16 protein-coding genes are annotated in these 15870 nt (G+C 40.6%); 14 read left to right on the plus strand and 2 right to left on the minus strand.

The genetic code is table 11. The annotated features are described in order from the left end of the window. Positions 1-114: 114 nt before the first annotated feature. From gcvH to BW976_RS14080, 12 genes are all read left to right on the plus strand, one after another. Positions 115-492, plus strand: a complete 378-nt coding sequence (gcvH, locus tag BW976_RS14025; protein WP_076373924.1) for a glycine cleavage system protein GcvH — start codon at positions 115-117, stop codon at positions 490-492. Further along, positions 493-888, plus strand: coding sequence for a VanZ family protein (locus BW976_RS14030; protein WP_076373925.1), 396 nt, complete (start codon positions 493-495; stop codon positions 886-888). It begins immediately after the preceding gene. Between the two features lie 414 nt (positions 889-1302). Further along, positions 1303-1518 (plus strand): FeoA family protein, encoded by a 216-nt coding sequence (locus BW976_RS14035; RefSeq protein ID WP_076373926.1) that lies wholly within the window; start codon positions 1303-1305, stop codon positions 1516-1518. A gap of 11 nt (positions 1519-1529) precedes the next feature. Beyond that, positions 1530-3644 carry a ferrous iron transport protein B gene (feoB, locus tag BW976_RS14040; protein ID WP_076373927.1) on the plus strand — a complete coding sequence of 705 codons (2115 nt, stop codon included), beginning with the start codon at positions 1530-1532 and terminating at the stop codon, positions 3642-3644. A gap of 161 nt (positions 3645-3805) precedes the next feature. Continuing rightward, positions 3806-4417 carry a SprT-like domain-containing protein gene (locus BW976_RS14045; RefSeq protein WP_076373928.1) on the plus strand — a complete coding sequence of 204 codons (612 nt, stop codon included), beginning with the start codon at positions 3806-3808 and terminating at the stop codon, positions 4415-4417. Between the two features lie 147 nt (positions 4418-4564). Then, entirely contained in the window at positions 4565-5203 is a 639-nt protein-coding gene (locus BW976_RS14050) for an MBL fold metallo-hydrolase (RefSeq protein WP_076373929.1), read from the plus strand. A gap of 108 nt (positions 5204-5311) precedes the next feature. Further along, positions 5312-6538 carry an FtsX-like permease family protein gene (locus tag BW976_RS14055; RefSeq protein WP_076373930.1) on the plus strand — a complete coding sequence of 409 codons (1227 nt, stop codon included), beginning with the start codon at positions 5312-5314 and terminating at the stop codon, positions 6536-6538. Positions 6539-6547: 9 nt separating this feature from the next. Then, the gene (locus BW976_RS14060; protein ID WP_221276035.1) at positions 6548-6919 is read left to right on the plus strand and encodes a hypothetical protein; all 372 of its coding nucleotides are present in this window, start codon (positions 6548-6550) and stop codon (positions 6917-6919) included. Between the two features lie 106 nt (positions 6920-7025). Beyond that, the gene (gene rbfA / locus BW976_RS14065) at positions 7026-7397 is read left to right on the plus strand and encodes a 30S ribosome-binding factor RbfA (protein ID WP_076373931.1); all 372 of its coding nucleotides are present in this window, start codon (positions 7026-7028) and stop codon (positions 7395-7397) included. Between the two features lie 7 nt (positions 7398-7404). Continuing rightward, positions 7405-8091, plus strand: a complete 687-nt coding sequence (locus BW976_RS14070) for a peptidoglycan DD-metalloendopeptidase family protein (protein WP_076373932.1) — start codon at positions 7405-7407, stop codon at positions 8089-8091. A gap of 62 nt (positions 8092-8153) precedes the next feature. Next, positions 8154-8828, plus strand: coding sequence for a TonB family protein (locus BW976_RS14075; protein ID WP_076373933.1), 675 nt, complete (start codon positions 8154-8156; stop codon positions 8826-8828). A 26-nt stretch (positions 8829-8854) separates the two neighbouring features. Then, positions 8855-9346: a hypothetical protein gene (locus BW976_RS14080; RefSeq protein ID WP_076373934.1), complete on the plus strand. Its 492-nt coding sequence runs from the start codon at positions 8855-8857 to the stop codon at positions 9344-9346. Here the strand turns inward: BW976_RS14080 and BW976_RS14085 are convergent. Both BW976_RS14085 and BW976_RS14090 read right to left on the minus strand, forming a co-directional pair. Next, positions 9335-10186 (minus strand): hypothetical protein, encoded by an 852-nt coding sequence (locus tag BW976_RS14085; protein ID WP_076373935.1) that lies wholly within the window; start codon positions 10184-10186, stop codon positions 9335-9337. The genes BW976_RS14080 and BW976_RS14085 overlap by 12 nt on opposite strands. A gap of 98 nt (positions 10187-10284) precedes the next feature. Then, complete coding sequence (locus BW976_RS14090; RefSeq protein ID WP_076373936.1) at positions 10285-10851, minus strand: RNA polymerase sigma-70 factor; 567 nt, start codon at positions 10849-10851, stop codon at positions 10285-10287. 243 nt (positions 10852-11094) lie between these two features. Between BW976_RS14090 and BW976_RS14095 the strand changes: the two genes are divergently transcribed. After that, complete coding sequence (locus tag BW976_RS14095) at positions 11095-12153, plus strand: FecR family protein (protein ID WP_076373937.1); 1059 nt, start codon at positions 11095-11097, stop codon at positions 12151-12153. A 235-nt stretch (positions 12154-12388) separates the two neighbouring features. Next, a complete protein-coding gene (locus BW976_RS14100; RefSeq protein WP_217696253.1) occupies positions 12389-15856 on the plus strand; it encodes a TonB-dependent receptor in 3468 nt (1155 codons plus the stop codon). Positions 15857-15870 lie beyond the last annotated feature (14 nt).

Consider the following 15870-nt stretch of genomic DNA (forward strand, 5'->3'; position numbering starts at 1 on the left):
TAAAAAAACAAATTAAAGCCCTATCCTTTGGAGAGGGTTGGGAGAGGTGAATAAATCTTAAACTATTGTGATAGCCCAAAGTTTTATTATTTTTGAGCACATAAAATCAACATCATGAATTTTCCAGCTGAATTAAAATACACTAAAGACCACGAGTGGGTAAAAGTTGAAGGCAATGTTGCTACTATCGGCATTACCGAATTTGCTCAACGCGAATTAGGTGATATTGTTTTTGTTGACATCCCTACCGTAGGAAAAGCCCTTGAGCAGGAGGAGACTTTTGGAACTGTTGAGGCTGTAAAAACAGTATCAGACCTGTTTATGCCTATAACAGGAACGGTTACAGAATTTAACTCGGCCTTAGAGGGGGAACCTGAGTTGGTGAATACCGATCCTTATGGCGAAGGCTGGATGGTAAAAATCACGATAACAAATGCATCAGAAATAAATAACTTATTATCGGCTGATGCCTATACTACGTTGGTTTCTTAAATGAAGCTGTTTCTAAAATATCATGGGCTCACTATTTTGTGGGCCTTATTTGTTTTTACCATGTGTGCTGTTGACTTGGGGGATGCTGGCAAGTCGCCGATGTTTTTCCCGGGTTTTGATAAATTGACCCATACCGGCTTCTTTTTCACGTTGGTAGTGCTTTTTTGCAATGGACTAATAAGGCAACAAAAACCACGGCGGTTCTCGTATAAACAGATAGTTTTAGTTACAATAGTTGCCATTTTTTTTGGTGGGCTGATAGAGATACTTCAGCTCACCATTTTTACTTGGCGCAGCGCCGAGTGGGACGATCTTTTTGCAGATACTTTGGGTACCTGCATGGGTATGTTTGCGATATTGGTAACATTAGGAGCAACGGGTTATGGTAAAAAATAAATTCATTGTATTAGGGGCATTCGTGTTATTGACGAGCCTGTCGTCATGCGGCATATTTAAAAAAAGCTGCAACTGTCCGCACTTTGGGAAGATAAATCTTCCTGATGTGCAGATGTGCAAATATGCAGATGTGCAGATGATGGGATAGATTGATGTACAGGTGCGTAAATGATGGGTTATCATTAAGTAGTGTATTGCACATCGTTTTTCATAAACCCTAACTGATTTTTATATTCCTTTATCACTTTTCATATGCATATCCGCATATCTGCATATTTGCACATCGTAAATCGTCATCCTTTTATCATTTCACATCTGCACGTTTAAAATCCACACATTTGCACATCAATTGCACTCTCCTTATTTGGATTTAATATAAATAAGATTACATTTGCTGTGGTTTAAAATTATACGATGACACTTTCACAACTTGAAGTAGGCGAAATAGGAATTGTAAAGGAATTTACTGATCTGGAAATGTCGGTAAAGCTGATGGAAATGGGTTGCCTGCCAGGCGAGGAAATAAGAATTTCGCGTATTGCTCCCCTTGGCGATCCCATCGCTATCCATGTTTCGGGCTACCAGTTAAGTTTGCGTAAATTTGAGGCCTCCACCATTGTGTTGCAGTAGTTTTATAAAAATTGAAAGCCGATATAAGAGTTGCACTTGTAGGGAATCCCAACACCGGTAAATCAACTCTCTTTAATATACTAACCGGTCTTAATCAAAAAATAGGAAACTTTCCAGGGGTTACTGTTGACAAAAAAACAGGTTTTTGCCAGCTGCCAGATGGCCGTACCGCCGAGATCATTGACTTGCCCGGCACTTACAGCATCTACCCCAAAAGTAAAGACGAATCCGTTGTATTTTCCGTATTGGCCGATAAAGCCAAAGGACTAACACCCGATCTGATCGTGGTAATACTGGATGCTAGCAATCTTAAACGCAACTTACTGCTTTATACCCAAATAGCCGATCTTAAAATACCCATAGTGGTAGCCTTAAATATGATCGATGTATCTGAAAAAGCAGGCATTGATATCGACATTGATCTGTTTGCGAAAAAATTGGGGGTACTGGTAGTGCCTGTTTCCGCGCGCAAGATTAAAGGGATCGATCAGCTTAAAAACGCGATTGCCTATACCAATAAAATAGCCCTGCAGCAAGATACCATTGATGTAGAGGTTATCGCCCCGCAAATTATAGCGCAGATTAAGGATGATCTAAAGATCGACAATCCGTACCTTGCCCTGCAACTGGCGCATCAGCATGAAACGCTGAGCTACCTTTCAACCGAGCAAAGCGACAGGATCGAGAAGCTGGAACATGAATTTTCGTTCCACTCGCAAAAATCGCAGGCTGCAGAAACGATTGCCCGCTATAATTTTATCAATGATTTATTATACGACACCGTTAAAAAGCCCGAAACGGCCCATGACGAAACCGTAAGCAATAAAATTGATAAGATACTTACCCATAAGGTATTTGGCTTTGTGATCTTCTTTGCCATATTGATGTTCATTTTCCAGGCCATTTTTTCGTGGTCGGCCTACCCGATGTCATTGATTGGGGATCTGTTTCTCTGGTTACAAAAAGTGATAAGCAACGTATTGCCTGCCGGTCCGCTGGTAAGTTTAATAGTTGATGGTGTGCTGGCTGGCTTAAGCGGCGTAATGGTATTTATACCGCAGATAGCTATACTCTTTGCCCTGATATCCATACTAGAAGATACCGGCTATATGTCGCGTGTTACATTTATGATGGATAAGGTGATGCGCAAGGTTGGCCTCAATGGCAAATCGGTAGTTCCGCTCATTGGTGGTTTTGCCTGTGCGGTGCCCTCTATTATGAGTACCCGCAACATCGAAAACTGGAAAGACCGGATGATCACCATTATGGTTACTCCCTTAGTTGCCTGTTCTGCACGGTTGCCTATTTACACCCTGATGATCGCCCTGGTGGTACCCAACCGTAATGTATGGTGGATATTTAACTTGCAAGGTTTGGCGCTAACCGCTATGTATCTACTTAGCATTGTATCGGCTGTTACGGTGGCCTTTGTCATGAAATTTATTTTAAAGGCTCGCGAACGTGGTTACTTCATCATGGAGCTGCCAGTGTACCGCATGCCCCGGTGGAAAAACGTAGGCTTTACCATGTATGATCGTTCCAAAACATTTGTACTACAGGCCGGTAAGGTAATTATAGCCGTATCGGTTATATTATGGGTACTGAAATCATACGGCCCGGGAGATACTTTCTCCCATATCGATCAAAAATATCATCAAACACAATACACCAAAACCATGACGCCTGATAGCCTGACCAAGGTTATTGCCTCAGAAAAACTGGAAAGCTCCTACGCGGGTGTATTCGGCCACGTCATTGAACCGGTGATTAAACCATTAGGCTTCGACTGGAAAATAGGCATAGCGCTCATCAGCTCCTTTGCCGCTCGCGAGGTTTTTGTGGGTACTATGGCTACCATTTACAGCGTGGAAGGCGATGCGGATAAGATGGAATCGGTACAGCAAAAAATGCACAGCGCGACCAATCCCGATACCGGGCAACCGGTGTTTACATTGGCGGTGGCTTTTTCGCTCATGATGTTTTATGCCTTTGCTATGCAGTGCGCCAGTACCGTGGCCGTGGTATACCGAGAAACCAAAGACTGGCGCTGGCCGGCAGTGCAGTTTGCCTACATGACCGCCCTGGCTTATACTGCTAGCTTCATAGTTTATCATTGGCTGAAGTAGGTTTTGGGTTCATGGTTGATAGATCATAGTTCATGGCTACTTGATTTTCGAATCATAAACAAATAATAATCTCTTTGTAAATACTTGAAAAACTTCTGGCTATGATCTATGAACCATCAACTATGAACTGATGATTCCCTATATTTGTGTTGAGGTAAAAATTGGATAAAGTAAAAGTTTTAGAAAAGTATCTTCCGTCAGACGCGGCGCCATTGATTGGCCGCTGGATAGATTACTTTAAATGTGAGTTTAAAATTTCGCGCAACCGCGGCAGTAAATTTGGCGATTACCGTTCGCCTTACGGCGGTAAAGGGCATCGCATCTCCGTTAATTACGACCTTAACCCCTACGCTTTCCTGGTAACTACTGTACATGAATTTGCGCACCTGCATACCTGGAACGAGCATAAACAAAAAGCCAAACCGCATGGCACCGAGTGGAAAGCTAATTTCAAAAAAATGATGCAACCCTTTTTTGAAAAAGATATTTTCCCCGCCGATGTAAAACACGCCATCACCAGCTATTTGAATAACCCGGCCGCATCCAGCTGCTCGGATCTGAACCTGTACCGTTCCCTGCGCAAATATGACGTGCCAAAAGAGTCGGTACTTACAGTAGAAAAAGTTCCTCTTAAAGCTTTGTTCAAAATAAAAGGGGGACGAGTTTTTCGTAAGGAAGAACAATTGCGTAAACGTTTTAAGTGTGTAGAAATAGCCACCAAACGCGTTTACCTGTTTAGCCCGGTTGCCGAAGTGGAGTTGGTGGAAGATTAGTTTTGATTTGGGATTTCGGATATTCGATTTGGGATTTATTTATTTGAAACTCCAATCAAAGTTCAGAAATCAAAAATTCCCAAATTCTCAAAATCCCAAATCGAATATCCGAAATCCGAAATCAAAAAACATCCTTACTTTTACGGCATGGCAAAAGTTAAATCATTTGTAAATAACCCTTACCAGGAAAACACATACCTTTTATATGACGAAACCGGTGAATGTGTCATTATTGATCCCGGCATGTATACCGCTACCGAACAAAATGTAGTTACCCATTTTATAAAGGATAATAATTTAACACCGGTAATGTTGCTAAATACCCATTGCCATATTGACCATGTGCTGGGGAATAAATTTGTATTTGATCAATACGGGTTAAAACCAAAGTTCCATATCGGTGAGTCGGAAGTGTTGGCAGCCGTGGTAGCCTACGCCCCGCAAATGGGCATCCGTTATGAAGTATCCCCCCTACCCGATGAATATCTACCCGAAACCGGCAGCATACAATTTGGTCATACCACACTGCATTTGATCTTTGCACCCGGTCATTCCCCTGCATCCTTGTGTTTTTATGATAAAGAGGCCAATATCTTGATAGGCGGCGATGTGCTGTTCAGGCTGAGCATCGGCAGGTATGATCTCCCCGGCGGAAGTTTTAGCACACTGGTGGATAGCATCACCACCAAACTGTTTCTCCTGCCCGATGATTGTACGGTTTATCCCGGCCATGGCCCCGAAACTACCATCGGTTACGAAAAACAAAACAATCCGTTTATGAATTAACCCTACATTAGGGTTTTACGTGATACGTTTTATGTAGTACGTTTACAAAAATTAGTAATTTACAGATCAAAAAAACGTATAACGTTATACGTAAAACTTACAACGTAATTGAACACTTCGATATATATAGCTAAACGGTATCTGTTTTCGGGCAAAAAAATGCACGCTATTAATATCATTTCGGGCATTTCTATGCTCGGTGTTTTAATAGGCAGCGCGGCGCTTATCATTATTTTATCGGTATTTAATGGTTTCGAAAAGGTGATCCTTTCCCTGTATAGCAACTTTACACCCGAGATCAAGATCGAAACCCGCCTCGGTAAAACTTTTAATCCGGATACCCCTTACTTCAATACCTTACATCAGGATAAGCGCCTCATCTCGTATACAGAAGTACTCCAGGAAAAAGCCTTGATCAAGTACGGCGACAAAACTTTTTTAGGAACCGTAAAAGGTGTAAGCGACGATTTTTTAAAAAACAAGCGCTTGGATAGTACGGTACAGGTAGGCTCTTTCACTTTAAAAAGCGGGGGACAAAACTTCGCAGTTATTGGGGCAACTATTCAAAATAACCTGGGCGTTAATGTTCACGACGAGCTTTCGCCCATACAAATATATTCACCCCGGCGTGGAACCGAAAGCTCAGACAATCCGCTTAATGAATTTGTGGTACGTTCTATCAATCCGTCGGGCGTATTCGGTATACAACAGGAGTTTGATGACATCGTAGTAACACCACTCGAGTTTGCCCGCGACCTGCTCGATCAACCAAAAGAAGTATCATCTATCGAGCTAACTTATAAAAAAGGCACCGACCTAACATCAGTACAAAGCAAAATCATAGATGATATAGGCACAAAGTTCACCGTAAAAAACCGCAAGGAGCAAAACACAGAGCTATATAAAACGCTCAATTACGAGCGCTGGTCGATATTCATGATACTTACCTTTGTACTTATCATAGCAATATTTAACATCATTGGTTCGTTAACCATGCTGGTGATTGATAAACGTAAAGATATTGCCATACTAAGCAGCCTGGGCGCTAACAAGCAAACCATACAAGGCATTTTCTTTTTTGAAGGGATGATGATATCATTCATAGGCTGCATTGCCGGCATTGTTTTAGGTTTGATATTCTGCCTGTTACAGCAACATTTTGGCTGGATAAAAATGGGCGCGCAAATGTCGGTAATTGATGCCTACCCGGTTGATATTAACCCGGTTGATGTTGGCCTGGTATTTTTAACAGTTGGCATCATTTCTGTAATAGCATCGGGCATCAGCGCACGATTAAGTATTAAAGGTTTAGATGAAATCAAACAGGATTTGTAAATTTGCCATATGAGGATAGGTTATATTAAATATTTCGCGTTCTTATTTGTTTTAATTGCTGCATGCTCATGTAACAGGAGCCCGTCAAAAACCAAAGAGTCAACGATTTATAAAGGCTTGTACAGTTTTGGCCCCGAAATAAAATCATTTAAGGATTGCGACAGCGGCAGAGAGTTTTGGGTTGCCGACAGTTCGGCCCAGTTAGAACTGCAATATTCGCAGCTCAATTTCGAAAAACCTTATGAGCCCGTTTATGTTGAGGTAGAAGGTATCAAATTAAAATCAGGGAAAGAGGGTATGGGATCTGAATATGACAGCACCCTGGTTGTAAAAAAAGTTATAAAAATAACCAAAGAGATACCCCAGGACATTTGCAATTAATAACTTATTATTAATAGCTTTAATTATTCGCAACGCCTGCTATATTTCAGCCGTTCTAAACCAAATAAATAAAACTCATTTGCCACAGTGGCGTTAACTAACTATTATGGAATCAAAACGTCAGCAAAAATTTGCAGGAGTAATACAGCAGGACCTGGCCGCCATATTTCAGCGCGAAGGCATGAACTATTTGCCCAATACCATGGTAACCATTACTAAAGTGCGCGTAACGCCCGATTTGGCGATTGCCCGCATATTTTTAAGCTTCTTTGGCAATAACAATTTGCAGCTGGCCCTGCAAACCATCAAATCGCACGCCTCCGAGATCAGGTACAAACTGGGTGCCCGCATTAAAGACCAGGTAAGGATCATTCCGCAACTGGAGTTTTTTGTGGATGACACTAGCGAGTATGTAGAGCGCATGGACAAAATATTTGAAAAAATAAGCAAAGAAGAGCGCCAGCCCGATACCGAATAATTGCCGGATGAATCTGCATGCCCGTTTAAAAACGTATTTGCAAAACAACCCTACTGCTATTGGCAAAGTGGTTGACTATAATGCCGGCACCGACCGGCTTTTTCCGTTGGATTTTACTGCTGCCAACATCGAGCTCAACATGACCATTATTGCAGATACGCAGCAATTTAGTGATTGGGTAAGTGAAAAATTAAAGGTCAATAACTGTCGTTATGGTATTGGTGGCTATATGGAGCATCGCACCATTTATGCTGTAAGTCCGCATTTTGATACTGATGCCGAGCCTCGTCGTTTGCATTTAGGTGTTGATATCTGGGGTGATGCCGGCACACTCGTTTATTCGCCGTTTGACGGTACCGTGCACAGCTTTCAGGATAATAATAATCTGGGCGATTATGGCCCTGCCATTATATTAAAACACAATCTTGATGGCTTAACCCTATACAGCCTCTACGGCCACCTAAGCCGCAAAAGTTTGATCGGACTGACCATTGGCATGCCCATCAATAAAAACCAGCAGATAGCCACGCTGGGCAACAACCAGGAGAATGGCCAATGGCCACCACACCTGCACTTTCAGCTCATGTATGATATGGAAGGCAAACATGGCGACTATCCGGGGGTGTGCAAATATTCTGAAAAGGAACAATACGGGTTGAATATTCCTGATCCAAACCTTGTTTTGAGGTTTTGACATCCGAATAAAAGCGAATTCGCATTAAACTTTATATCCGTTTTATTGTCGATATTTATAGTATGGTAAAACGCTTGTTTATACTTGTTTCGATGATGGCAACAACAGCCTCTATGGCTTTTGCCCAGCCCGCTTTTAAGGGCGGCCAAAACGCGCTCATGGACTTTTTAAGAACAAAAATTGTATATCCGGAATATTCCAGCAAAAATTGCATCTCAGCCACCATTGACGTGGCCTTTAGGCTTGATAATAATGGTAAGGTTACCAACGCTAGCGTGCAGCGCGGACTGGGTATTGATCTGGATGATGAAGCTCTGCGCGTTATTAAATTGACATCTGGCCATTGGACCATACCTGCTGATTATAATGAGAACACCAACCTGGTACAACCCATTCGTTTTGACCCTTCCCAAACCAATTGCGGCACCTTAAATAATGCAGCAAATATGCAGGCTGCTATCGACGATTATAAAAACCGGCAGGAGCTGGAAAACGCCGTAACCAATTACTATATCAATAAATACAAAGGCAAAGCTGACACCAGTAAAGAACCTGCCATTCTGGCTTTAAAGAAGCAATTGGGTTTTGATGACGAGCTAATTGGCGACCTGCTGAAACAGGCTAATCAAAAATTAAAACAAGACGATAAAGAAGGCGCCTGTACCGACTGGACTTTTATCCGCAACATTGGCAGTGATAAGGCCGATAGCTTTATTAAAAAATATTGCGGGCAATAATTTTATAAAACCATTACATTCACTGCATGGTTCAACACGAGCAGCAATTACGCAAAAAAATAAAAACCTGGATCATTATATTCATCATCGGCTTAGTATTAAGTGGCGTAACCGCCTTCCCAATTGAATCAGAATTGGCTTTTTTCGCATCGCACACTCAGGCTTTTCCTGCCTTTATGCAGCCCTGGATTATAAAGGTTTATCTAGCTGTAAAAACCACTAATCAAAACTATCCCTACTTAAGCTACGGTACCGATTGGCTAGCATTTGGTCACTTGGTGATAGCTCTGGTATTTATTGGCCCGTTAAAAGATCCTGTGAAAAATAGCTGGATCATCCAATTTGGGATGATTGCCTGCGTCATGGTTTTTCCGCTGGCCTTTATTGCTGGCCCCATACGGGGGATACCACTTTACTGGCGTTGCATTGATTGCTGCTTTGGCATTTTTGGTATTATACCGCTTTATATCTGCTATCGCGATATCAAAAAACTGGAGACCTTAACGTTAACTCCCTGAAGGCTGAATAACTGATCTCGATTTGGAGATAACGATATTTCTGTTTCCCAGTGGTACCTGTGAATTACTTCGATGCAGCTGATCCAAAATATATTGCACAATCAATTTTCCCATCTTTTGTTTTCCGGCTGTTGAAAGATGCCCGCTGTTACGATACAATATCTTATGCTTTTTATAATCGTCGCATACCATATTAAAGGGCACTACGATGGTTGAATCCTGCAGATGGGTATCTTTTAACAATTGACCAATCTGCTTTCTGTAATCATCAAGACTGCCGGTGCTGCCATTATCAATAATTAAAGAGGCCACCTCATTACGGGCTTTTTGTAGTACGTCGAGACTATCGGTTGTTTCTTTAAAACCAAAGTCGGGCATGGTTATAAAAACCGGTTCGATATTATTTTTCAGCAAATCGCTTATAATGAGCGAGCAGTAGTAAGCGTAAAATTTGGCTCCCATCTCACCAGTGGCATCGCTGGTACCTGTCAAAACAATGCAGTAATCAAGGTTATGATGTAAAATTTCGCTGCTGGAGTAAGGCGAACCCGAGCTCGCATAAAGGTTATCATAGATCTGTTTTGTTTTGGCTTCTGGTTCGCCAAATGAAATGATCTCTGTTTTTAAGCCATGTTTTAAAAACTCATTACTAATAATGGTATCCAGGGTAGTTCCGCTGGCCCAGCTATCACCTATAATACCAATACGGAGTACCTCGTTTCTGTGCTTTACCTCATGCCGGGATATGTGCCTTGGCTCAAAAGAATATCTTTTATACAAGTAATAACCAAATTCAGCTAACAGCATACCTGCTAATAATAACAACAGCTTTATTCGCATACTTATATCCAGTTACAAAGGGGGTTACGTAACAGCACTATTTTACGATCAAATATCCGATAAAGATTTGCTTTTTATAAAAAAAATTTCATGTGTAATTATAGGAAAAACAGGTAGGTTACATGTTTTAAAGTTTGCCTCAATTTTTCAAGTGCTATACCTACCTGGCGCTCAACAGTTTTGGGCGAAATATTGAGTTTACTGGCAATCTCTTTATACTTCATATCACTGAAGCGACTCATCACAAAAATTTCACGACACTTTTCTGGCAGGGTATCAATGGCTGCATTAATTTGATGAGTTAGTTCTTTTTCTTCGTACCCACTTTCTACGGTATTCCGTACTTCATCGAAAAGATTATTCTTTTCCAGGTAAGCCGCGTATAAGTTCTCTATTTTTTGATGTTTTAAATAATTCAGGCTCCGGTTTTGCACCATTTTAAATAAATAAGAGCCTACCGAGGTTGAAAAAGTAACTTCATGCCCCTTCTCCCATAAAAGAGCGAAAACATCAGCAACAATTTCTTCAGAAATAGAAAGATCATTTACAAAACGGTTGCAAAAAAGCGTAAGCCGGGTATAATAAAGCTTAAATAAAGCCTCAAATGCCCTTGCATCGCCTTGTGTAAGTTTGGTAATGCGTATTTCGTCGTTTTTAGTAATCATTTATTCATAATCCAATCAAAATGAGGCACTTTTTAAAAAACTTTAACAAGTTAGATAAAAAAATTTAAATGTTTCAAATTTAATATGGAAATAATGATAAAGTAATTATAAAACATTCTGCATAGTGTAACATAAACACAATTAACTCGGGGTTTTAAAGCCCATTACCGAATATTTACAAAAAATATTTTCAATGTGTTTGAGGGTAAGCCGTTTTTTGATTGTCTTGCTATTATAATAAGAATGGATAACGACGAGATAAAACTATTATTGGTAAAGTATATTACCCGTGAGGCTAACGAGCAGGAGACCGACCAGGTTAGGGAATGGGTAAAAGCACACCCAGAGAATGAGCAGTACTTTGCGCAACTATATGAGGCCTGGCAAAATATGATGTATCTGAAGCCGGAAATTATTGATGAAGAAAAAGCATATCAAAAATTTTTGTCGACCATACCACAGGAAACAAAATACAGGCAATTATATAGATGGAGTAAGGTAGCAGCCGTTGTAGCGCTGTTTAGTGTGCTTTCTGTTTTCTTAATAAGGCATTATTCACAAAATGTAAAAAGCATCAGGATAGTGTCTGTTAATAAAGGGGGGATTAAAAAAATAGTTTTAACAGATGGTACACTTGTTTGGCTAAACGCAGGCAGCAAGTTAAACTACAATACTGATTTTGGTAAAAAAAACCGAACGGTTTATTTAGAAGGCGAAGCGTTTTTTGAAATAGCGCCCGGTAAAAAAACTATACCCTTTATTGTAAATACAAAAAATTATACCATTAGGGATATCGGCACCAAGTTTAATTTGAAATCATATCCAAATGACTCTTTCTTTGAAACAACGGTTGTAAAAGGCGAAGTTTCGGTTGAAGGCAATATTGATAATAACAACCGCGAAATGAGTCGCATATACGTTAAACCGCGACAGGTACTGCGGATCTATCGTCAACAACAGAAAGAAAAATACACCTATAAACCAGATGATCAGACTACTAAAGAACTGAACGAGATACAGGTTTTACAGATCGACTCAGCCAACACGGATAAATATGATGGCTGGAAAGAAGATTTGCTAGTATTTGATGGAAATACGCTTGATGAGATATCGAAAGTGCTGGAACGCCGGTACAATGTAAAAATAATCATGAATGATGCCAGGCTACAAAATATAAGATATTCCGGAAGTTTTAAAAAAATAGCCACTATTGACAAGGTATTGAGTTTAATAAAAGGGAATACAGACATTGATTATACAATCAATGGCAATACTGTAACCATTATCAAAAGAACCAACTAATCAACTATAAAACATACACCATTAAAAAAGCAGCTATGGCAAAAAAATAACTTCTCTCTCCTTTCAATAAAAAACCCGGCGTGCGCTAACACTCCGGGCTATGTAAAAAATTAATAGCTAATACCCTACGCTTGGGGAAGCATAGTATTAACTAATTAACAAACACAAATTTATGATAAATTTTGACAGAAAATCTGTAATGGCTGTGCATGCATGGCAAAAAACCATTAAAATTATGAAGCTTGTTACTGTTTTGCTCTTTATGGGTATAATGCACATACATGCTGCTGTTTATTCACAAAACGTTTACAATTTCAATCTCAATAACATCTCGGTAAAACAGATGTTCAAGCAAATAGAAAAAAACAGCAAATACACTGTTTTTTACCGGCTTGATCAGGTAAATGCCGACAAAAAAATAAGCGTGGAGTTACAGGACGCCAGCATCGAAACGGTGATGAAAAACGTGCTTCAGAATCAGCAATTAACTTTTCAGGTGGTTGATGATATTATTGTGATTAAACCAATGGGTAGTAATAACGTGGCAACTGTTGCGGTAAAGGGTTTAGTTACAGATATAAACGGCATTTCGCTCCCAGGAGTAAGTGTTAAGCTTAAAGGCACCTCACTGGGTACAATAACAGACGCTAACGGAAAATACAGCCTCACACTTCCTGATGGCAACGGAATACTCGAATTTTCTTTTTTGGGTTTTACAACTCAACAGGTACCTGTTAACGGACAAACAACTATCAACGTAAAACTACTGGAAGAATCAAAATCATTAAACGAAGTTGTTGTTGTAGGTTATGCTACACAAAAGAAAAAGGACCTGACCGGCGCTGTTGCGGTAGTTGATATACAAAACCTGGTTAAAACTCCTACATCTTCTGTCAATAATCAGTTACAGGGACAGGCTTCGGGAGTTACGGTAATCGGTTCCGGTCAGCCGGGACAAGAGCCAACGGTTCACATACGCGGGTTTAACACCTTTGGCGATAATACCCCTTTGTATGTAATTGATGGTGTACCCACACAGGATGTCAGTACCTTAAACCCTAATGATGTGGCCAACATGCAGGTATTAAAGGATGCAGGTTCGGCATCTATTTATGGTTCAAGGGCATCAAACGGCGTTATCATTATTTCTACGAAAAAGGGAGCCGGAAAGGTTAAAGTTCAGTACGATGCTTATTATGGATCACAAATACCCAAAGGTGGCAATGTGTATAACACGCTTTCGCCGCAGGAGATGGCAAATTTAAAAAGGATAGCACAAACCAATTCGGGTGTTACAACCTTTAATGATGCTCAATACGGTAGTGGGCCAACTTATGTATTACCAGATTATATTTCGCCAGCTGGCGCAAAACTGGGCGACCCAGCCGCCGATCCTTCCAAGTATTATGTTAATCCTTTCTATACCTCGTCTGACGACTATAATAATTTTTATCGCATAGTAAAAGCAAATAAAGCAGGCACCGATTGGTATCACGAAGTATTTAAAACAGCTCCCATCATGAGCCATAACGTTGCTTTAAGTGGCGGCAATGACCAAGGCAGCTATCTATTTTCCTTAAATTACTACAATCAAAAAGGCACCTTAATTGACACCTATGAAAAGCGATATACTATACGAGCTAACAGCCAGTATAATTTAGGCAAGCATGTAAGGGTGGGCGAAAATTTAGCGTATTCCATTATTGATAATCCGCAGGTAAGTATCAATAACCCAGACGCAGTACTGGCTATGGTGTTTCGAGAGCAGCCTATCATTCCGGTATATGATATTAAAGGCAATTATGCAGGAGGCAGCGGGCCAGGTTTAGGAGACGCGGCCAACCCCGTAGCCATACAGGAACGTACCAAGAACGACAGAGCTTATAATTACCGTTTGTTTGGAAACATCTTTGCGGAGGCAGATATTCTGAAGTATTTTACCCTGCGTACCTCATTTGGCGGCGAGGTTAATTCAGGCACCTCACATTCCTTCCAATACCCAACCTATGAAAATGCCGAAAATTCACAATTAAATCAATACTCCCAAAGTTCAACCAGTGGATATAACTATACCTGGACAAACACACTCTCCTATCATCAAACCTTTGGAAAACATGATCTGAAAGCTTTAGTGGGTGTAGAATCTTACCAGAGCCGGCTTGACATACTTGGTGGCACCAGGCAAAATTATTATTCGTTTGATCCCAATTATGTCAATCTTTCAACAGGCGCCAGTGATGGTCAAAGCAATTATAGTTATGCCCTTACACCTCCAGAAGGCTTATTCTCTTACATAGGCCGGTTAGATTACAGCTACAACGACAAATATTTGTTAAGCGCTGTTATCAGACGCGATGGCTCATCAAAATTCACTAATCAATATGGTTGGTTCCCGGCAATAAGTGCCGGCTGGCGCTTATCGCAGGAAAATTTTATGAAAAATATTTCCTGGTTATCAGACCTGAAAATACGAGGCGGATACGGCGTTTTGGGAAATCAGTTTAATATTACTGCAGGAAACAGATTTACCAACTTTTCAAGCTCAATTGGCCAATCGTATTACGGCATTGGCGGTGGCACAAGTATAGTGCCCGGATATTATCAAAGCACGCAGGGCAATCCGGATGCTAAATGGGAAAAAGACATCAACAGCAATATTGGTATTGATGCCTCTCTGTTTAATGACAAACTATCTTTTACAATTGACTACTATAGAAAAGACATACGCGATTTGTTATTTAACCCTCCGAGCCTGGCAACCTATGGTAATGCGACACCAGCCTACGTGAATATCGCAAAAATGAAGAACGATGGTTTGGATGCCTCCGTTACTGGTAATTTTAAGGTAAACCATGATATTGGCATTAATGCAACACTATCGGTTACTACTTATAACAATAAGATAGTTAAAGTATCAAATGATGCCAATTATTTTGACACTGACAATGGCCGCCGGGTTGGAGCTAGTTTAGTACATAACGCCGTTGGGCATTCCATCGGAGAATTTTATGGTTACCAGGTGGTTGGCTTTTGGAATTCACAAGCAGAAGTAGATGCCGCCAATGCAAAAGCACGGAAAGCAACCGGAGATCCGAACGCGGTATACGAGCAGGACATTGGTGTTGGTCGCTTTAAATATGCTGATATCAATGGAGATGGTCAAATAACTGCTGCAGACCGTACCTATCTGGGTAACCCTAACCCTAAATTCAGCACAGGGCTTAACCTGGGATTTAATTATAAGCAATTTGATTTCAGCATCTTTTTATATGGGGTATTTGGGAATAAAGTATGGAACAACGTAAAATACTGGAGAGATTTTTACTCATCATTTGAAACGGCAAAAAGCCATACAGCACTATATGATTCCTGGACGCCACAAAATCATAATGCAAAAGCGCCTATACAAGAACTGGGCGGCTATTTTAGCACCAATGGTGCACCAAACTCTTACTTTGTAGAGAATGGATCATACCTGCGGGCCAAAAACACTCAAATTGGATATACTTTTACAAGTGGAGCCTTAAAAAAGCTCAGTATACAAAAGTTAAGGGTGTATATTTCTGCTGCAAATTTATTTACAATAACCAAATACTCGGGGCTTGATCCTGAGCTTGGCGGCACCACAACCGACTTTGGCGTAGATGAAGGCACCTACTCAAGTTCACGTACCTTTTTAGTAGGTGTTAATCTTTCATTATGATAAACGTTTAAATT

The sequence above is a fragment of the Mucilaginibacter lappiensis genome (assembly GCF_900155965.1).
Lineage (GTDB): Bacteria > Bacteroidota > Bacteroidia > Sphingobacteriales > Sphingobacteriaceae > Mucilaginibacter > Mucilaginibacter lappiensis.